The following is a 20,298-nucleotide window of genomic DNA, read 5'->3' on the forward strand; positions in this document are numbered from 1 at the left end:
CCTTGGAACGGAAGGAAACCGGGCCGGCAGGGGCGGTGCGCCCCGGCCTGCCGCGTGGTGGGTGATCGCCTTGATGGCGAGCGGAGGCGGTGGGGCCACCTCCGCTCGCACTATCCCGCTGCCCCGTGCGGCGAGCAAATAGGCAGCGGGCATTAGAATCTCAGTGAGAATTGCGCGCTGAAGGCGTTCTGACTCGCCTCCGACGCGATCTGGCCGGAATAATTGACCTGGATGGTCGCGAGATCGGACAGGGCATAGGCCAGTCCCGCTCCCATGATCAGCGTATCCTGCGCGATCGGCACGCCTTGCACCTGGAACGGCGCGGCGCCGCTGAGGAACTGCATGCTGGCCGCCGAGCCGGTATCGCCGAAGGCATGCTGCCAGCCGAGGGTCATGCTCGGCGTCAGGGCGCGGCCGCCGAGGGTCAGGGCGGTGGCCGCACGCACGCCGAGGGTGCTGTAGAGTGTGCTCTGCCCGTCCACATCCACCGCAAGCCCCGCGCCGCCGAAGCCGGTCTCGGAGGTCGCGCCGCCGGACAGGTTGACATAGGCGAGACCCGCGAACGGCTCCACGTCATAGCCGCCGAAGGTCATGCGGTAACCGGCCTCGCCGAACACCTGCGTGGTTCCGAGCGTGTAGCCGCCGCTTGCCGATCCGGCAAAGCCCGGGAAAGCGATGGTGCGATCCACCTGGATGTCATGCCAGGTGTAGGACACGCCGCCCCGCAGCCCGAGCGCGCCGAACTGCCCGCCCAGGTAGAAGCCGACGTCGTAATTGTCCATGGAGCCGGAGGACGAGCGGGCGTTCACGTCGAGCTGCGTCTGGCTGAAGCCGGCCACGACACCGGCCCTGACGTTCTCGAGGATCGCCGCATCGAGGCCGGCGAAGAAGCCGCCCACCGACGAGGAGATGCTTGCCGCATTGCCGTTGCCGAAGGCGTTGCCCCAGCCGCCATAGCCCTGCGCCCACAAGGTCGGGGTCAGATCCTGGCTCAGCTTCGCCGTTGCCGGCCCCGCTGCCTTCGCCGCATAGGATAGGGCCCCCGCGCCGGCGCTTTCCATCCCCGCCTGGCGCAGCCGCACGCCGACCGCATCCCGCAGATAGATCGACTCCTGCTGGATCACCGTGTTGACCGACGGATAGATCTCGCCGGACAGCTGGTTGAAGGCCGGAGCCACCGCCGATTGCGCCAGCGAGAAGATCGCCTCGAACACCGGGTTGCCATTGCTCAGGGCCTGCGCGGCGACCGCGACATTCGCCTGGTTGGGCGTGGTGGCATAGTCGATGAAGTTCGCGCCGGTATAGACGAGGCCGAGATAGACGTTCTGGAGGTCGTAGGACAGCGTCGGCTGGAGGAAGGCGTAGTCGGAGCTCACGCTGCCGAACGTGCCGCTCACCGTCCCTGAGGTGGTGATGATGGGAACGATGCTCTGCGAGGCATAGCGTCCCGGCACCGCATTCACCTGCACCGTGGCGCCGGACGAGAGCGTCACGTTGCCGGAAGCGATGATGAGATCGTGGGCGCCCTGGGGCGTCACGTCCACCGAATAGACCGAGCCGGCATTGAAGGCGACAGCGCCGTTGACCGTGAGGGTGCCGGGCGAATAGCCCGGAGCCGCCGTGCCGCCGGCATTCACCGTCAAGCCGCCGATGGTCGCCGTGCCACCCAGCACGCCGCCGCTGTTGATGGTGAAGGGGGAACTCGTGGTGGTGCCGGCCTGGAGCTGGACCATCGTGTCATTCACGCCCACCGCACCCGTATAGGGCGAGGAGAACAACACCATGCCGCCGCCCGTGAAGCTCACGTCGCCCGAGCCGGTGATGGAGCCTGTGAAGGCATAGGTGTCGGACCGGTTGAACACCAGGCTGGCATTGTTCACCACATCGCCGGCGATGGCGCCGCTTGTTCCGCCATTGCCGATTTGCAGCACGCCCGCCGAGATGGTGGTGAGGCCGGTATAGCTATTGTTCCCCGTCAGGATCAGGGTTCCGGTCCCGGTTTTCTCGAAGCCGCCGCTGCCGGAGATCACGCCGGCGATCGTGAGGGTCTGGCTCGGATCGACGAGGATGGTCGCATCCAACGCGCTGGCGCCGACATTCGACAGGGCGACCGCCCCGCCAAAGGTGAAGCTGCCGCTGGCCTGGAGGGTGGTGCCGCGCTGCAACGTCAGCCCGCCCGTGCCGAGCGCCTGTTCCGACAAGAGGCGCAGCGTTCCGCCGGCCACCGTGGTGCCGCCGGAATAGCTGTTCGCACCGGTGAGGGTGAGGGTGCCGGACCCGATCTGGGTCACAGCGCCCGTGCCCGAGATCACACCATCGAAGCTCGTCGTGCCGGAGAGGTTGAAGGCCAGCGTCGCATTGTTGACCACGTCGCCGAGGATCGAGCCGGTGGTCCCGCCATCGCCGATCTGCAATGTGCCGCCGGAGATGGTGGTCCCGCCGGTATAGGTGTTGGCGCCGGTGAGCACGAGGGTGCCGAGATCGCCCTTGTCGATGCCGGTGGTACCGGCGAGGACACTGGAGATGGTCGCCACCGTCGCGGCACCTGCGCTGGTGCCGTCGCCCACGCGGATGGTCGCGGGGCCCGTGCCCGTGAGCAGGATCTGCTCGCCGGTCACCTCATAGCCGCTGTCGACGAACTGCATGCCGACCGCCGAGACCGGTCCGTTGATGGAGGAGACCGTCACGGTGCCCGCCGTCCCCTGGAATATCGCGAAGCCGCTGTTCCATTCGCGCGAAATGGTGCCCGAGGCATTGATCCAATTGGTCTGGGTCGAAGCCGTCCAGGTGCCGGTGCCGCCCACCACGGTCTGCGTGGGGGTGGTGGTGGACCCGTTCCAGAACAGGATCGGGCTGTTGGGATCGTCGACCACCAGGTTGACTTGCCCGGCCACTGCGGTCTGCACGCCGCCCAGCAGCCCGCCCGACAGTGCGCCGACTTCCAGGCCGTTGTCGGTCAGCGTGCCGCTATAGCTGACCACCCGATAGATGCCGATGCCGAAGCCGGTGCTGGGGGTGACGTTCAACGTGCCGTCCAGCGTGACGTTGCCGTTCACGGTGAACACGCCGCCGCCCATCGGGGAGCCCAGGGTGACGTTCATGTTCGCGCCGGACTGCATGTCCAGCGCCCCCATGGTGAGCCCGGTCGGCTGCACGCCCGCCAGCGTGCCGCCCGAGAGCACGTGCACCGTCTGCGCGACGGTTCCCGTGCCGGCCAGCGTCGCCTGGTCGTACACATAGATGTCGCCCGCCACGCTGCCGGTCACGGCGAGGGTGCCGGCATTGACATTGGTCGCGCCCGTATAGGTGTTGGCGCCGCTCAGCGTCAGGGTCCCGGTGCCGTCCTTGTCGAGGCCGCCCGAGCCGTCCATCACGCCGGAGAAGGTGGTCGAGCTGTTGTTGCCACCTGCGGCGAGACGTGTGCCGTCCAGCGTAATGGCGCCCGCGCCGGCGATCGAGCCCACGCTCTCGGTCCCGCTCGGCCGCAGGATCAAGGTCGCGCCCGATGCCACGTTCACCGCGCTTTCGTCGCCGAGCGCATTGCCGCCCTCGGCGATGAGCGTGCCGACATTCACATTCGTCGCGCCGCTGTAGCTGTTCGTGCCGGAGATCACGAGCGTGCCGGTGCCGGTCTTGGCGAGGTCGCCGAGCCCGGTGATCGTTCCCGTGAGCGTCAGCGTCTTGGTATCGTCGACGTCGAACGTGCCGCCGCCGACGCCCGAGAGCGGGGTGAGCGAGATGGCCGAGCCATAGGTGAAGGTGTCGCTCGCGCGCAGCGTGCCGGGACCCTGGAGCGCCAGCGCTCCGCTGCCCAGAGCGCTGGCGGCGGTAACCTGGACCGCGCCGCCGGAGATGGTGGTCGGACCTGTCAGCGTGTTGGTGCCGGTGAGGGTGAGCGTGCCCGCGCCCGTCTTGGACAGGCAGCCGGGACCCGTCATGCTGCCGCTGAAGGTCGAGCTCGAACCGTCGCCTCCGGCCGTCAGGCAGTGGCTGTTCAGGGTGATGTCGCCCGCGCCCGCCAGCGAGCCCACCGTCTCATCCGCGTCGGTGAGGTTGACCAGCGCTCCGCTTGCCACCGTCAGGCGCGCGGTGTCGGAGAGCGAGGAGCCGCCGGCGATCTCCAGTGTCCCGGCATCGACCGTGGTCGCGCCGGAGAAGGTGTTGGCGCCGGTCAAGACCAGCGTGCCGGTCCCGGATTTCGTCAGCGCACCGGTGCCGGAGATGATGCCCGAAACCGTCAGCGTCCGCGCCGGATCCACCGCGATGGTGCCGCCGCCGCTACCCGAGGCGGGTGTCAGCGAGACCTCGTTGGCCAAGGTGAAGGTGCCGCTTGCCTGGAGCGTTCCCGCGCCAACCAGGGCCAGCGGCCCGGTTCCAAGGTTCGCCGCCGCCGTCACCTGGATCGCGCCTTCCGAAACCGTTGTCGTTCCGGAATAGGTGTTGGTGCCGGTCAGCGTCAGCGTCCCAGCGCCAGTCTTGGTGACGCAGCCGGAGCCCGAGATCCCGCCAGAGAACGTCGAGCTCGTGCCGTCGCCGCCGGTGGTCAGGCAGTAGCTGTTGAGGACGATGTCGCCAGCGCCGGCCAGCGAGCCCACCGTCTCGTTCGCGTCCACCAGTTCAAGCCCGGCACCAGAGGCCACCGTCAGGCGCGCCCCGTCGGCCAGGGAAGAGCCGCCCATCAGGGCCAGCGTGCCGCCGGAGACCGTCGTCGCGCCGGTGAAGCTGTTGGTGCCGGACAGCGTCAGCGTGCCCGCTCCGCTCTTCGCCAGCGTACCCGTGCCCGAGATCGCGCCCGCGAAGCTGCTGGCATCGGAGCGGTTGAAAACCAGCGCGCTGTTGTTCAGCACCGGCCCCGTCAGCGAACCGGACGTGCCGCCATCGCCCACCTGCAGTGTACCGGCCGAAATGGTCGTGGTGCCGGTATAGGTGTTGGCCGCGGTGAGGATCAGCGTGCCCGTGCCGGCCTGCGTCAGCCCGCCCGCGCCGGACACCGCCCCGCTGAAGGTGACCACATCATTGCGGTTGAAGGCCAGCGTTCCGCCCGTCGCCACCGCCACATCGCCCAGGATGGAGCCGGTGGTCCCGCCATCGCCGATCTGCACCGTGCCCTGCGTCACCGTGGTGCCGCCCGTGTAGGTGTTTGCACCGGTGAGGATCAGCGTGCCGAGATCGGTCTTCTCAAGCCCGGTCGTGCCGGCCAGGACGGAACCGATGGTCGCCACATAGCCCGCGCCCGCGCTCGTGCCATCGCCCACGCGCACCTGGGTCTGGCCGGAGGTGGCGGCGAGCGTGATCGTGCCGCTGTCCACGTCGTAGCCGTCCACCATGAACTGCATGCCGGTGGTCGAGACCGCCCCGGCCGTATTGTCCACGGTCACCGTGCCGGGCGTGCCGGCAAATACCGCGAACTGGCTGTTCCAGGCCCGCGACTGGTTCAGCGGGGAGGTCAGCCAGTTGGCATCGGACGGGCTCGCCGTCCAGGTCCCGCTGCCACCATGAATGGTGCCGTCGGGCGTCGTTGTCGACCCGTTCCAGTACAGCATGTCGCCCGCGAGAACCGTCAGGTTCACCTGGTTCGGCACCACCTGGATGGTGTAGGCAAAATCGGTCGGCGTGGCCCCCAGGACCAGTCCGTTGTCCGCCGTCAGCGTCGTGTAGTCGATGATGCGGTACACGCCGAGCGACATGCCCCCCGCGTTGGTCACGTTCAGCACGCCATCCAGCGTGAGGCTGCCTGTCGAGAGGACGCCGACGCCGGTGTTTGACCCGAGGATCACATCCACATTGGCGCCGCTCGACAGGGTCAGGGCCGTCATTGAGAGCCCGTACAATCCCGCCGTGCTGGTGGGAGCCGCACGCAGCGTGCCACCGTCCTGCACGCTCACCGTGCCGGTGACCGAGGCGCCGGCGGTGCCGCTCGTCTCCCCTTGCAGCGTGCCGCCCGATCCCACGACGATGTCGCTGGCGAGGCTTACGCCGGTCAGGATTTCCAGCGTGCCCCCGGACACCGTCGTTCCCGCAGCCGCGCTGTTCGCCCCCACGAGGGTCAGCTTGCCCGGCCCTTGCTGGACCAGCGCACCGGTTCCCGTGATCGCACCGGACGCGGTCACGTCGTCGGACCGATTGAAGACGACCGTCGCGCTGTTGGCGATGGCCCCCGCCACCGAGCCGGAGATGCCGCCGTTGCCGATCTGGAGCGTTCCGGCCGAAACCGTCGTGATCCCGGAATAGGTATTGTCGGCGGTGAGGGTCAGGGTTCCGAGACCGTCCTTCGTCAAACCGCCGGTGCCGCCGAGCACGCTCGCCACGCCGATGTCGAAGCCGTTCGTGTCGATGGTGCCACCCCCCGCCGCGAGCGTGATGTCCCCCGCCGCGAAGCCGGAGAGGAAATCCGCCTGGGTCGCAGCCGCGCGCAGGGTGCCGCCGTCGAGGGTGATCAATGCGCTGGCGGCGGCGGCGTCCTTGACGATCTGGCCCGCCGTAACCGCACCGCCGCTCTCCACGGTGATGCTGCCGTTGCTGCCATACTCGCCCATATAGATGCTGGCGGTTCCGACATTGAAGGACGACCCGGCGCCGCTCACGGTCAAGGTGCCGCTCCGCCCGGAATCGTTGCCGAGATAGAGGTCGCCGCTCAGGATCGTGCCACCGTCCGAGACGGCGATGGTGCCGTCGCCGTAATAGCCTGCATAGAAGCCGTTGTTGCCGGCATCGAGCATCGAGCCCGCGCCCGTCACCGTGACGAAGCCCTGGGTGATGTCATAATAACCAAGGGTTACGGTACCCGAGGTGACCTTGCCGCCATCGGAAACGATCAGCGTGCCCTTCGATCCGTCGTACTCGTAGCCGAGGATCAGTTCCTGGCCGTTGAGGTCCCAGGTCGAGCCGGCACCGGTCACCGTCACGGTGCCGCTGTATGGCCCGTAATAGCCGTTATAGACGCCGATATAGGCGATGCCGGTGGTGAGCGTCGCTCCGTTGGAGACGGTCACCGAGCCACTGTTGTAATAGCCGACATCCAGCTCGCCGGTTCCCAGATTCAGCGACGAGCCGGGACCCGTGATCGTCAGCGCGCCGTTGGCGCCATCGCCATAGTCATAATAGCCGACCCGCGCATAGGTCGCGGTCACGGAGGCGCCGCCGGAAATCTCCAGGGTGCCGGTGCCGTCACTCCCCACATAGAGATAGTTGCTGAGATTCCAATGCGACCCCGCCCCCGTGACGGTGACGTGTCCGACGGCTCCGCTGTCGTTGCCGATATATCCCGAAGACGACATCAGGCCCGCGCCGTCCGAGATGGTGAGCGAGCCGGTGCCCTGATAGCCCACATACAGGTTTGAGCCGCCGAGATCGAGGCTCGTCGTGGCACCGGTTACCGTAGCGGAAGCCGATGTTCCGGCATCACGCCCCACATAGAAGGTCTGCGCCGTCGACGTGCCACCCGCGAAGGTGAGCGAACCGGCCGAGACCACCGTGTCTCCGGTGATGGCGTTGCCGCCCGTGAGCGTCAACGTGCCCGCGCCGGCCTTGACGAGGCCCGCCGAGCTGCTCAGGTCGGAGGCAATGCTTGCGGTGAAGCCGGCCGTCTCGGGCGTTGAGTCCCCCACCGTGATGACCGGCGCCTGCCCGTTGAATCCCGCGAGGGAGATCGCGCCGTCCGTGATCGCGTAGCCGGAGGTGAGGAAGTACATCCCGGCCACCTGGGGATCGGTGGCGCCGCTGAGCGTGACTGTTCCTGCGGTGCCCGCGAAGACGGCGACGCTGCCCTGGGTCCAGGCGTTGGCCGTGCTGCCGGTCGCGTTGGTCCAGTTCATGTTGGAATTGGTCACGGTCCAGGTGCCGTCGCCGCCCTGCACGCTTGAACCCGGGGTAACGGTCGAACCATTCCACCACTGGGCGGCGGCGACCTGAAGGTTCACCTGGCCGGTGGTCCCGTAATCAAGCGCGGTCAGCGAATATTGCTGCGTCGTCCCGAGCGCCAGTCCGTTATTGGTGAGCTGGCCGCCATAATCGAACAGCCGATAGGTGCCGGAGCTGTAGCCGTCACGCTCAATGAGGTTCAGCGTGCCGGCAACGGTCAGTGCGCCGTTTCCGGTCGTGAGCGCAGCCATGGTCGATGGCGCGCCGAGGCCGATATTGACCACCGATGTGGTCCCAAGGGTCAGGCTGCCGACGGACAATTGGCTCATGCCGTCCGCTTCCATCTTGAGCGTGCCGCCGTTTTCCACGGTCAGGCCCAACGTTGCCCCGCCGGTCGCCCCGGAATCGGCCACAAGGGCCGCCCCGGACTTGACGACGATCGAGCCTCCCAAACTCGCGCCGCCGCTGAACCGGAGCGTGCCGGCGGAGACCGTCGCCTCGCCCTCGATCGTGTTCGCCCGCGTCAGGTGCAACGTGCCCGTGCCGGTCTTCTCGAAGCCTGCGCCACCGCCCAGGCCGGCGGAGATCGTGGCTTCGCCTTCGGCCACGGAAATCTGCGGGACATAGCCGTCGGCCAGCGCCACGAGCTGGATCGCCCGCCCCGGCGTCGCGCCTTGCACCACATAGCCGGGGGTGATGAATTCAAGGCCCGCAACCTGCGGATTCACCGTGCCGTCGATCGTCACCGTGCCTGCGGTTCCATCGAAGATGGCAAGGCCCCTCTGGCCCCACGCGTCGGCGGTGCTTCCGTCCGCCTTGGTCCAGTTCGTGGTCCCCGCCTGGACGTTCCACGTGCCGCTGCCCCCGACAACGCCGGAGCCGCCCGTGGTGTCGGTGCCGTTCCACCATTGGCCGAGCGCCACCACGAGGTTCACCTGACCGGTGGTTGCGGTGTCGATCGCGTAGAGCGAATGGGCCGGCGAGGCGACCGTCATGCCGTTGTCGGTGAGTGCTCCGGTGAAATCAATCAGCCGGTAGGTGCCGGAGGCGAAGCCGGCGCCGGTGGTGAGCTGAAGCGCCCCGTCCAGCGTCAGCGCGCCGTCCGCATACACAGCGCCCGTGGAAGACGGCGCTCCGACCGCGACCGCGAAGTTCGAGGTGTTATCGAACGAAAGGTCCTTGATCTGGAAGAAGGTGCCGCTCGCCGCCGAAAGCGTGCCGCCGTTCTCGATCGTTGTGCTGCCGAAGATCATGCCCGTGGAGGTGCCGAGCAGCGTGCCGCCGCTCTTCACATCCACGGGGCCGCCGAAGAGGCTGCCGGTCAGCTTCAGCGTGCCGCCGGTCACTGACGTCGTCCCGCTCAGCATGTTGGACCCGGTCAGCGTCAGCGTTCCCGGTCCTCTCTGCTCCAGCGTGCCGCTGCCGCCCACGGTGTTGTTGAAGGTGACATCATCGGAACGGTTGAAGACCACCCCCCCGGAATTGCCGCCGGAATTCGTGATCACATCGCCGGTGATCCAGCCGGAGGTCCCGCCATCGCCGATCTGGAGCAGGCCGCCGGATACGATCGTGTTGCCCGTGTAGGTGTTGTTTCCCGTGAGCGTCAGCGTGCCGGTACCGGTCTTCGTCAAGCCGATCGTTCCGCCGGCTCCGAAAAGCGTACCGGAGAAAGTGGTATCGGTGTTGTTGCCGCCCGTCGTGAGCACCACGGTGGTACCGATACCAACCACATTGCCGCCACCAGCCAGCGAGCCGATGGTTTCCGACCCCATGAACAGGTCGAGTTCCGCCCCGGCATCGACCGTCACCGCGACGGTATCGGCCAGCGCCGACCCGTTCTGGAGGTACAGCCCGCCCGCCGCGATATGCACCGGCCCGGTGAACGTGTTGGTGCCGGTGAGGAATTGGTTGAGGGCGCCGACCTTGGTCAGGCCGCCGGTGCCGGTGATCGCGCCCGCAAACGTTCCGGTGGCATTGTTTGCCCCGACCGTCAGGCTGTTGGCGTTGAGATTCACCGTGCCGCCGGCACCGTTCAGATTGGCCAGGCTCTGCGAGCCGTCGACCAGTTCCAGCGTCGCCCCGCTGGACAGGTTCATTTCCGTGGTGCCTGGAAGGGCCGCTCCGCCGGACAACACCAACGCGCCCGCGGAAACGGTCATCACGCCGATGAAGCTGCTCTGCCCGTTCAGGGTCAGCGTGCCCGTGCCGGTCTTCTCCACCGAGCCAATGCCGGCAATCTCGCCCGAGAAGGTCGTGGAGCTGTTGTCGCCGCCAGCGGTCAGCTGGCTGACATTGGTCAAGGTCACGGTGCCCGCGCCCGCCAGCGAGCCGACGGTCTCGTTCGCGGTCAGCGTCAGGCTGGCGCCGCTCGCCACCGTCACCGCGCTGGAATCGCCGATCGCCGAACCGCCGGACGCGACCACCGCACCCGCGCTGATGGTGGTGGCGCCGGAATAGGTGTTGCTGCCGGACAGGGTCAGCGTGCCCGATCCCGAGACGGTGAGGGCGCCCGCGCCAGAAATCGCGCCGGTCAGGGTCTGGGCGGCGGATGAGGCGTAATCGAGCAAAGTGCCCGATGCGAGCGCGATCGCTCCCGCATAGCTGCCCGCGCCGAGACTGCCGGCCGAGGCAATCCGCACGGTGCCGGCCGAAATGGTCGTGTCGCCACTATAGGTGTTCACGCCCGACAGGATCAGCGTGCCGTCGCCGGTCTTCTCCATGCCGTCGCTGCCCGCGAGCACGGACGAGATGGTCGCGAGCGCGCCGGTTCCGTCCACGTTCACGATCGGCGCCGCGGAAGCATTCGCGAGGGTCAGCGTGTCGCCGGTGATCTCATAGCCGGAGGTCAGGAACTTGAGACCCTTGGCGGACACCGCGCCGTTCGCCGCCGACACGGTCACCGTCCCCGCCGTACCGGAGAAGATGGCGGTTTTGGTGGGGTCCGTCACCACATTGGTGGTGCCGCTGGCATTGGTCCAGTTGGTCACGCCCCCAGCCGCGGCCGTCCAGGTGCCATCCCCGCCCGCGACCGGGCCCGTCGCACCCGTAGTGGTCGTGCCGTTCCAATAGAGGCCAGCGCCGACGATCGTCAGCGTGACCATATTCGCGGCACTGCCAATCGTGTATTCGTAATCCGTCGGCGCGGTGCCGATGACGAGGCCGGTTCCCGAGAAAGTATTGGCGTAGCCGATGAGGTTATAGGTGCCCTCGGCCATCGCGCCATTGTTGGTGATGTTGACGGTGTTGCCGTTGAGCTCGAGATTATAGGTGGAATTGATCAGCGGATAGGTGGTCAGCGGCGCGCCGAGGGTCACATCGAGCACGGCACCGGCGTTGAGCGTGATGCCGCCGGTGAAAAAGCCGCCGGCCTGAACGGCAACGTCGCTGCCGGCAATCGCCCGCAAGTGGCCACCGCTCTCGATCGTCAGGCTGCCATACAGGCCTGCCGTGGTCGCGCCGGAGGCGACGTTCGTGAAAGTGGCGCCGGACTTAACCGTGACGTTGCCGTGCAGCGTGCCGCCCAACAGAGCATTGCCGGCCTGAAGCGTGCCGTTTGTGACCGTCGTGTTGACGTCGTCGTTTCCGACCGGATTATTGGTCAGGACCCAGGTCGCGCCGGCGGAATTGATGTCCATGTTCGCGAAATTGCGGAACTTGCCCGTCGAGCCGACCAGCGAGAGGTCGAAATTGCCGCCCTGGCCGGACAGCCGCAGCGTGTCGCTGCCGCTGGAGACCGCCACGGCATTGCCCGTGATCGTGGCGTAGCCGGTACCGTTGCCTTGCAGGTCCAGCACGTTGGCGCCGCCGGTGAACTGGATCGCGTTCGACCGCGTGGTACCCGTCGTTACGACGTTCAGGGAGTAAGGCGACAAGAGATCGCCGTCCAATCCGCCGGAAACGGTGGCGGTCGGCGTCAGCACAACATTGAGGTTGCTACCGCCGATGCCGATGCCGCCGGCGCCAGCCGTGCCTTGCGGATAATTCGTTCCGAAAAAATTGCCGCCATACGTCGCGTTGCCGCCTTTTCCGCCAGAGACCGTCTTTCCGGCGCCGACGGTTATCGTGGTGACATCTGTCGTATTGACCGCGAACACGCCGCTGCCGCCGGCGCCGCCGATGAAGGACATGCCGTTGGCGACATTCGATCCGCCGGTCACAGTTGCCCCAATCGTCAATTGGGTGGCAGCCGTGCTGTAGAGATAAAGGCCCCCGCCGCCGGCCCCGTTGGCGCCGGTGGTCTGAAGATAGGGTGCGTCTCCAGCTCCACTGCCGCCGCCGTCTCCGCCGGTCAGGGCGATCGTCAGGGTGCCGAGATTACCGGTGCCGCTTACAACCGCGCCAAAGCCGCCGCCGCCACCGCCGCCACCGCCACCGCCTGCGACCACTGAGTAGGTTCCGAAGCCGCCGTCTCCGGCGCTCACGGCTGCAGTGGGCAAGGTCGTACCGATATAGCCATGCCCGCCGCCGCCGCCGCCGTAGCCGGGACCGGAGCCGGTGGTTGCGCTCCCGCCGGGGCCGGCGTCGGCGCCCGTCGCCCCGCCGGTACCGCCGTTCGCGGGGGGCGTGAGGCCCGTGCCGCCCGCGCCGGCGGTGCCGCCGCCATTTCCGCCCGCACCGGCCACGTTGCCCGCGTTGCCGCCCGCGCCGGAGGTGCCACCGAACCCCGCGCTGCCGCCAGCGCCGGGGCTGTTTACGCTCGACGTGTTGCCACCCGCGCCGCCGCCGCCACCGCCACCACCACCACCGCCGCCGCCCGCGCCGGCGGTTGTTCCGCTACCGCCGGCGCCGCCGGCGCCACCGGCAAGCGGATCGATCAGGACGGTTTGCGCATGGGGCGAGACCGGAGCCACGGACAGGGCGATGGCGAGTACCGGGACCAAGGCCGAACTTAACAGCAGCCCCCTGCGCAAGGGCCGCGACGGCCGCGCAGAAGGGGCGGGGGCGGGCGGGGGCAACTCGGGAAGGCCGTGGCCGAATCTGCGGGTGGGATGCATCTCCATGGCGGTCAGGTGGGAGACATTGCGGCTCTGCGCTTCACCACGATTCGACATATTTCCCCCAGCGTCCCAACGGCTTCGCGTCGCGCCGGCAATGTCGGCGCCGCCCCGGCCAGCTTGCGTCCACCGGGTTCCGCGCACAGAGAGGTCTCACACGCTTGGCGAGATCGGTGCGGAGTCACGCGGTATTCTGTAGCCAGCCCGTGCGGCAGTAACAGCATCGTTCGCAGGGGGCCGCGACCGCGATTACGCAACGGCTGGACGGATTGCGAAATGTGGCGAAAAAAAATCGCGGGCGTGGTCGCTCGGCATCACCCGGCTTCGCGGGAAGGACCGCGCAAAAGCTGTTCGCGAACCGCCACTCTCCACATGAAAAAAGCCGCGCCCACCAGGGGCGCGGCTTCTCCGTGTCAGGGGCGCGTCGCTAAGCCCCGTCAGGGCAAGGATCAGAAGCGTTCACCCACCATTTCCTCGCTCTTGGCCCACAGGGCCTCGGCATGATTCGGATCCAGGGCATAGGAGCGCACGCCCTCGCTGACCGGGTTGATCAGCCCGTCGGTCACGGCCGAGACGTGGCAATTTTCGCAATAGCGGCCGCCCACCGCGTCGGCGTCTGCGACCACGCCGGCCCAGACCGAGGTGGCGGCGCCCTGCGGAATGGTTTTCCATTGAAACGGCGGCTTGCCCTCGGCCTGCAGCTCCGCATTGATCCGCTCGAGCAACTGGTCGAGGGCGCCGGGCGGAATATGGCGTCCGAGTTCGGTCCGGATGCCGCCGGGATGCAGCGCCGTCGCGCGCACGCCGCGGTCCCGGTGGCGCCGGTCGAATGCGACCGCGAACAGGATGTTGGCCGTTTTCGAGCGGCCATAGGCGATCATCGGATCGTAGGGCGTGCGTTCGAAGTTCGGATCCTCCAGATCCACGTCCGAGTAGCGATGGCCGGAGGAGGCGACATTCACCAGCCGGCCACCCGATGCGATCAACGGGGCGATGCGGTTGATCAGCACGAAATGGCCGAGGTGATTGGTGCCGAACTGGGTTTCGAAGCCATCCGCGGTATGGCTGAAGGGCGATGCCATCACACCCGCATTGGCGATCACGAGATCGAACGGCCGGCCATCGGCCAGCAGACCATCGGCGCAGGCGCGGACGCTGGCCAACGAGGCGAGGTCGAGCTGGACCAGCGAGAACCCGCCGCCGTTCGCCGCCTGGGCCCGCACGGAGGCCGTCGCCGCTTCCGCCTTTTGAAGATCGCGCGCCGCGCCGACCACCTGTGCGCCATGCGCCGCGAGCGCACGCGCCGTCTCCACGCCCAGACCGGCCGACACGCCGGTGACGAGCACGCGCTTGCCGCCGAGTTCGACGCCTGCGAGTACGTCGTCGGTGGTCGATGTTGATCCGAAAGCCACGGCCATGGTGTTCTCCTTAAGCAATGGACACACCTCTCCTGCCGCTGCGGCATCGTTGCCAGCGGGTCGGCATGGAGTTAAAAGGAGGGTGCCTCCGTTTTAAATACGGAGGGTTCCTCCGTTTATCAAGGGGTGATTTTCAGGTGGCCGACGACGCCGACCCGCAGGCTGTCCGCAAACCGCGCGCCGATGCGCAGCGCAATCGCGTGCGCCTGCTCGAAACGGCGAAGGTGGCCTTTTCCGAAAAGGGTTCCGCCGCAAGCCTGGACGAGATCGCGCGCGCGGCCGGCGTCGGCATCGGCACGCTCTATCGGCATTTTCCCACCCGTGACGCGCTGATCGCTGCGGTCTACCGCAATGAGACCGACCAGATCCATGCGGCGGCGGCGCGGCTCGCGCAGACCCATCCTCCGGTGGAGGCGCTGCGCGAGGGAATGCTGCTGTTCGTGGACTATATCGGCACCAAGCAGGGAATGTCGGAGGCGCTCAACTCGATCGTGGGTGGAACCTCGGAGCTCTATGCCGCTTCCGGAGCCCAGGCAAAGCACACCATCACGATGCTGGTCGACCGCGCCGTCGCGAGCGGTGAGATCCGCCTGGACATCGACCCGCTCGACCTGCTGCGCGCGGTGGCGGGGGTGGCAAACATCGGTGCGGGACCCAATTGGAGACAGGCCGCGCAGCGCCTCGTGGACATTCTGATCGCGGGCATTCGTACCGGCGGGGAAAAATCTTAGGACGCAACGGTTCATCCCGCGCCACACCGAAAGCCGACGATCGACAGGAATAGGCAAATATTCGCGCGGATCAGGCTAGGTGTTGAGTGGTCCCGTTTCTATCTTCGCTTTTATGGCGCTCCGTCCATCGCCACCGATCCGCCCGCGAGGCCGCAGATGATCGTCTCAGGAAGCACAGCCGCTGGCGAGGATGAGATGATCGCCTTTGCCCTCGGCCGCATCGCCGCGTTGGTCAAGCGCCACTTGGGGGCCGGCTGGCAGGGCGAGCAGACCGCTGTCTCCGGCTTGACCATCCACGGCAAGGTGGGACCCGCAGAGCCCGTGTCCTTCCTCTACGATCCCTCGTTCGCGCTGATCGCCTGCGGGTCGAAGCGGGTCGTGTTGGGAGAGGAAAGCTATGTCTATGATGAAAAGCATTTCCTGCTGACGGCGGTCGGGCTTCCCACCATCGTGCAGGTTCTCAACGCCTCGCCATCGCAGCCCTATTACTCGATCAAGCTCAACATCGACCTGGAGCTGGCGCGCGAGCTCATCGGCGAGGTCGCGCAATATGGCCCGGAGCTGGCGCCCTTCGGCATGGGCATGGCGATCGGACCGGTTACACCGTCCCTTGCCCTGGCCGCCATGCGGCTCGTGGAATTGCTCGACAGCCCGCAGGACATTCCAATCCTCGCGCATACCTTGCAGCGGGAAATTCTCTATCATGTCCTCCTGAGCCCGATCGGTGGTCGCCTTCGCCAGGCGGTGCAGCTTGGAACGCGCACCAACAGGGTTGCCACGGCGATCGACTGGATCCGCGAGAATTTCACCGAGGCTCTCAGGATCGACCAACTCGCGGAGAGGGCAGGCATGGCGGAATCGACCTTGCATCATCATTTCCGAGCCATCACCGCCATGAGCCCGCTGCAGTACCAGAAGCAGCTTCGGCTGCATGAAGCACGCCGGCTGATGGTGAACGACCGGATTGATGCGGGCCTTGCCGGCCTGAAGGTGGGCTATGAGAGTGCCACCCAGTTCAATCGCGAGTACCGCCGAGCCTTTGGTGCTCCGCCAAAGCGCGACGTCGCCACGATCCTGGCGCGGAACGAGGCGTGAGCACGACCACGTCAGGCCTCATGTGATCAACCGGATCGGGCAAGAAATCCGAAGCCGCGGGCTCACCACCCTTGGACGAGGATCGAGGCTATAATGCCCTCGACGTCATGCGCCCGATCGCCGAGGCGCATGGCGCGTCGGTCGCTCGAGACCAGCAGGCCCACGCCCTCGCTCAGCAACAGCGGCGCGATCTCGCGTTCGATGTCGCGTCCGGCGACCGAGTAATAGGCCCCGCGGGGATGTCGGATGCGCCCGCGCGCCGCGCCCGAGCAATTGCCTAGGTCTGTCGATCGTCCGCTGTGCCGGTCGGATCTTCACCGCCCGCGAGGCCCGCCAGCACCAGGTCCATCATCCGCTGGGCCTGCGTTTGGCCCTCCGCATCGCGTGGAATGCGCCAGAGGAAGCCCATGAGCAGCAGCACGTCGGCGGCCTGCAATCCGGGACGCATGGTCCCCGCGGCGACGCACGCGCGCATCAGCGCGTCAACCGCCGCCGTGACCGGGGCATAGGTACCACGGATGGCCTCCTGCGCGGCTGGGCTGTGGAGCGCCTCGCCGAGACCGTGCTTGACGCGAATATAATCGGCGAGCGTGAAAAACCACAGGCGGAAGGCGCTCAGCGGCGGGTGCCGCGCCAGCAGCTTCGGGACGCAGCCCACCAGCCGCTCGATGTCATGCTGGTACACGGCCAGGATCAGCGCTTCCCGGGTCGGAAAATGGCGATAGAGCGTGCCCGCGCCGACGCCCGCCCGCTTGGCGATTTCGTTCAGCGACATCAGCCCGGACTCGGCGAACGCGTCGTGGGCGATCTCAAGGATGTGCTCGCGGTTTTTCAACGCGTCGGCGCGCTTTGCCGTCGGCGGACCGTCTGACACGCCCTCGTTTTTGCGCGGCATCGGCATGGCCTCTTGATAAACGGAGAACTCTCCGTTATTTCCGATAACAGAACGGAGAACTCTCCGCTTTGCGAACGATAGGGAAAGCCATGAACTATATCAAGCTCGGGAACACGGGGCTGGACATCTCGCCCATCGCCATCGGGGCGATGACCTATGGCGATCCCAAACGCGGCCACCCGGTTTGGTCATTGGGGGAGGAAGAGAGCCGTCCGCTGATCCGGCACGCGATCGAGCAGGGCATCAATTTCTTCGATACCGCCAATCTCTATTCGCAAGGCTCCAGCGAGGAAATCCTGGGTCGCGCGCTGAAGGACTTTGCCAACCGCGACGACGTCGTGATCGTCACCAAGGTGCGCCATCCCATGCGGCCGGGGCCGAACGGCAAGGGCTTGTCCCGCAAGGCCATCATGGCCGAAATCGACCACAGCCTGCGCCGGCTCGGCACCGATTACGTCGATGTCTACATGACCCATCGCAACGACCCCGCCACGCCGCTGGAGGAGACGCTTGAAGCGCTGCACGACGTCGTCAAGGCCGGGAAGGCCCGCTATATCGGCGCCTCGTCCATGCGTGCCTGGGAATTTTCCAAGGCCCTGCACATGCAGAAAGCCAATGGCTGGGCGCGCTTCGTCACCCTGCAGAACCACTACAATCTGATCGCCCGTGAGGAAGAGCGCGAGATGCTGCCGCTCTGCCAGGATGAGGGCGTCGGCACCATGGTCTGGAGCCCGCTCGCCCGCGGCCGGCTGGCGCGCGCCTGGGGCGATGCGAAGGCGACCGCACGTGCGGGCAGTGATCCGTTCGCGGACATGCTCTATACCGCGGCGACCGCGGGGAGCGACAAAGCCATCATTGAGGCGGTCGGCACGGTGGCGGAAGGACGCGGTGTTTCGCGTGCACAGGTCGCCTTGGCCTGGTTGAGGACGAATCCGGTCGTCTGCGCCCCCATCGTCGGTGCCAGCAGCACGCGCCAGATCGACGATGCGGTCGCTTCGCTGTCCATCGTGCTGACCGAGGATGAGATGCGCCGTCTCGAAGCGCCCTATACGCCGCGATACGATTTCCAGGGGATTTCGGACGATCGCGAGCTTCAGCGCATCATGGCGCGGATCCCCGGATTCAAGACAGCTGGGTCCTGAGACCCCCCTCGGACGCGGCGGGCATTGGGAACGGCGCCCAGTCCTGCATGCCCGCCGTTCCGATCTCAGCTGGAGCTGGTGAAATCCGTCGAGACCATGAGCGCTTTCCAGTCCTCGACATTCTTGCGCAGTGCATCGGCCTTGGCGGTGAAGACCGCGTAGGCGTCCGAGCCCGCGCCGAACCACACCGGCGGGTGTTCGGCTGCGACCAGCGTGCCGATGGCGGCGGCGAGCTTGATCGGGTCGCCGATCTGAAGATGATTGTCGGCATCGAGCGCGGCCCGGCGCCGCTCAGAAAATGCCTTGTAGTCGTCGATCTCGATTTCGCCGTAGCGCACTGAGCTGCCATCGAGAAAGTCGGTCCGGAAACGCCCGGGATAGACGCAGGTGACCTTGATGCCGAAGGGCGCGACCTCCTTCGCCAGCGCTTCAGACCAGCCCGAGACAGCGTGCTTGGTCGCGCAATAGACGGACGAGCCCTCGAAACCTTCCATGCCGGCGATGGAAGATATGGTAAGGATGTGCCCGGAGCGCTGCCGGCGCATGATCGGCAGGACAGCTCGGGTCACGTCGAAGACGCCGAAAACATTGGTGGCAAACTGCCGCGCCAGCGCGGCGCTGGTCACTTCCTCGAACGCGCCGAGCTGGCCGTAGCCCGCGTTGTTGACGAGCACATCGATGCGATCGAACGCCTTCAGCGCCTGTTCCACGGCGGACTGGACCGCCGCCGCTTCAGTGACATCGAGCTCAAGCGCGCAAAGGCGGCCTTCATAGCCTGCGAGCGCAGTAGTAATGTGCGCGGAGTTCCGCGCGGTCGCGATCACCCGGTCGCCCGCTTCGAGGGCCGCACGGGCAATTTCCAAGCCTAATCCTCGGCTGGCGCCGGTGACAAACCATGTCTTCATCTTGATGCTCCCGAAGGTCTATCGTCGATGACCGCTGCAGCGACCCACCGCCACGGAGAGCTATGTGCTGACCGAGACGAAATATAGCGACGTTCCTGCTTGTTTCTTGCCTGATCCCTCAGCTCGGCGCTCCGCAATTCGGATCGGCTCGGCCACATGTGGGAGAGCCGGATGGTGATGGCCGGCTTCGAGATCGGCCCAGCGGCGTTGCCGCTCTTCAAGAACGCAGCAATGCCAGCAAGCCCGGCCTTGGCGCGCAATGGTCTCAGATCTTCTCAGCGTTCGCCTTGATCTCAGCGGCTCCTTCCCTCGCTGCCGCGGTCTGGCCTTTGCTCCAGTTCACCAGGAAGCCGCGCACGAAATCCTGGAACGTCATGGTGAGGCGGCGCTTGGCGATGCGCTTTAGTGTCACCAGCACCACCTTGAGCGGGCGCACCCCATCTTCCAACGGCACGTTCACAATGCGCGTGCCGTCATAGGTGGTCGAAAGTGCAGGCTTGAGGTTCAGGATCGAATAGCCGAGTCCGTTGCCCACCAGGGTTCGCACCGCTTCGAAGGAGGAGGAGCGGAAGCGGATATTGGGCTCAAGTCCACGGGCGTAAAAGAGCGAGAGGAAGTACTCGCGCGTGTGCGGCAGATCCATAAGGATCATGGGTTCGGGGGCGAGATCCCCGAGCCGCACACTCTGTCGGCCGGCGAGCGGGTGGCTCTCCGGCAGCACTGCAAAGGCCTGCAGTTCGGCCATGGGCACCGCGTGGAACTGGTCGGACAGGCCGAGGTCGAAGGTGAGCGCGGTCTCTATGCGCCCGCTCTTGAGGCCCTGGAGGATCTCCTCCTGATCACCGATCTCGATATGGATGCGGATGCTCGGATAGCGCGCCGAGAACGAGCCCATGATGTTGGCGAACACCACCGGGGCGAGGTTTGTAAAGCAGCCGACCGTGAGCTGGCCCTCCACTGCGTTGCCGAGCGCTCCGGCGATGCTTTCAAACTCGTCGGCATGCGCCAGAAGCCCGCGCGCCTCCAGCGCGACCAGTTCGCCCGAGGGGGTGAGCGCCAGCCCCTTGGCCGGCTTGCGGACAAACAATTGGAGCCCGACATGCGCCTCGAACTCGCTGACGGTGGTCGACACCGACCCCTGGCTGCGACCGAGCCGCTCCGCCGCGGCTGAGATGGTGCCGCATTCGGCCACCGTCACGAATGTGCGCAGCGCACGGAGCGTAAAGCAGTTCATTTAATCCGAACCTCATATTCTATT

General features: G+C 66.7%; 7 protein-coding genes and 2 pseudogenes. 3 read left to right on the top strand and 6 right to left on the bottom strand.

Going from position 1 to position 20,298, the window contains the following annotated elements; translation table 11 throughout:
- Positions 1-152: 152 nt before the first annotated feature.
- Together V5F78_RS02765 and V5F78_RS02770 are read right to left on the bottom strand one after the other, a co-directional pair.
- A complete protein-coding gene (locus V5F78_RS02765; protein ID WP_394066751.1) occupies positions 153-12,911 on the bottom strand; it encodes an autotransporter-associated beta strand repeat-containing protein in 12,759 nt (4,252 codons plus the stop codon).
- 392 nt (positions 12,912-13,303) lie between these two features.
- Positions 13,304-14,272 (bottom strand): SDR family NAD(P)-dependent oxidoreductase, encoded by a 969-nt coding sequence (locus tag V5F78_RS02770; RefSeq protein ID WP_394066750.1) that lies wholly within the window; start codon positions 14,270-14,272, stop codon positions 13,304-13,306.
- A 137-nt stretch (positions 14,273-14,409) separates the two neighbouring features.
- On the opposite strand from V5F78_RS02770, the gene V5F78_RS02775 reads away from it, so the two are divergent.
- Positions 14,410-15,003 (top strand): TetR/AcrR family transcriptional regulator, encoded by a 594-nt coding sequence (locus tag V5F78_RS02775; RefSeq protein ID WP_394066748.1) that lies wholly within the window; start codon positions 14,410-14,412, stop codon positions 15,001-15,003.
- 156 nt (positions 15,004-15,159) lie between these two features.
- The gene (locus V5F78_RS02780; protein WP_394066746.1) at positions 15,160-16,098 is read left to right on the top strand and encodes an AraC family transcriptional regulator; all 939 of its coding nucleotides are present in this window, start codon (positions 15,160-15,162) and stop codon (positions 16,096-16,098) included.
- A gap of 143 nt (positions 16,099-16,241) precedes the next feature.
- Here V5F78_RS02780 and V5F78_RS02785 read toward each other — a convergent pair.
- Positions 16,242-16,328, bottom strand: a pseudogene (locus V5F78_RS02785) (aldo/keto reductase); the annotation flags it as partial.
- 47 nt (positions 16,329-16,375) lie between these two features.
- Positions 16,376-16,999 (bottom strand): TetR family transcriptional regulator, encoded by a 624-nt coding sequence (locus tag V5F78_RS02790; protein ID WP_509276544.1) that lies wholly within the window; start codon positions 16,997-16,999, stop codon positions 16,376-16,378.
- 83 nt (positions 17,000-17,082) lie between these two features.
- Here V5F78_RS02790 and V5F78_RS02795 point away from each other — a divergent pair.
- Positions 17,083-18,048: pseudogene (locus V5F78_RS02795) on the top strand (aldo/keto reductase); the annotation flags it as partial.
- A gap of 152 nt (positions 18,049-18,200) precedes the next feature.
- Here the strand turns inward: V5F78_RS02795 and V5F78_RS02800 are convergent.
- The gene (locus tag V5F78_RS02800; RefSeq protein WP_394066742.1) at positions 18,201-19,040 is read right to left on the bottom strand and encodes an oxidoreductase; all 840 of its coding nucleotides are present in this window, start codon (positions 19,038-19,040) and stop codon (positions 18,201-18,203) included.
- A 265-nt stretch (positions 19,041-19,305) separates the two neighbouring features.
- Positions 19,306-20,274: a LysR family transcriptional regulator gene (locus V5F78_RS02805; protein WP_394066740.1), complete on the bottom strand. Its 969-nt coding sequence runs from the start codon at positions 20,272-20,274 to the stop codon at positions 19,306-19,308.
- Positions 20,275-20,298 lie beyond the last annotated feature (24 nt).

It is taken from the genome of Roseixanthobacter glucoisosaccharinicivorans, from assembly GCF_043195095.2.
Classification (GTDB): Bacteria; Pseudomonadota; Alphaproteobacteria; order Rhizobiales; family Xanthobacteraceae; genus NCEH01.

Bases quoted from the DNA above. Each gene is read 5' to 3' on its own strand.
- V5F78_RS02765 (WP_394066751.1), bottom strand. From the start codon at position 12,911: ATGTCGAATCGTGGTGAAGCGCAGAGCCGCAATGTCTCCCACCTGACC.
- V5F78_RS02770 (WP_394066750.1), bottom strand. From the start codon at position 14,272: ATGGCCGTGGCTTTCGGATCAACATCGACCACCGACGACGTACTCGCA.
- V5F78_RS02780 (WP_394066746.1), top strand. From the start codon at position 15,160: ATGATCGTCTCAGGAAGCACAGCCGCTGGCGAGGATGAGATGATCGCC.
- V5F78_RS02790 (WP_509276544.1), bottom strand. From the start codon at position 16,999: ATGCCGATGCCGCGCAAAAACGAGGGCGTGTCAGACGGTCCGCCGACG.
- V5F78_RS02800 (WP_394066742.1), bottom strand. From the start codon at position 19,040: ATGAAGACATGGTTTGTCACCGGCGCCAGCCGAGGATTAGGCTTGGAA.
- V5F78_RS02805 (WP_394066740.1), bottom strand. From the start codon at position 20,274: ATGAACTGCTTTACGCTCCGTGCGCTGCGCACATTCGTGACGGTGGCC.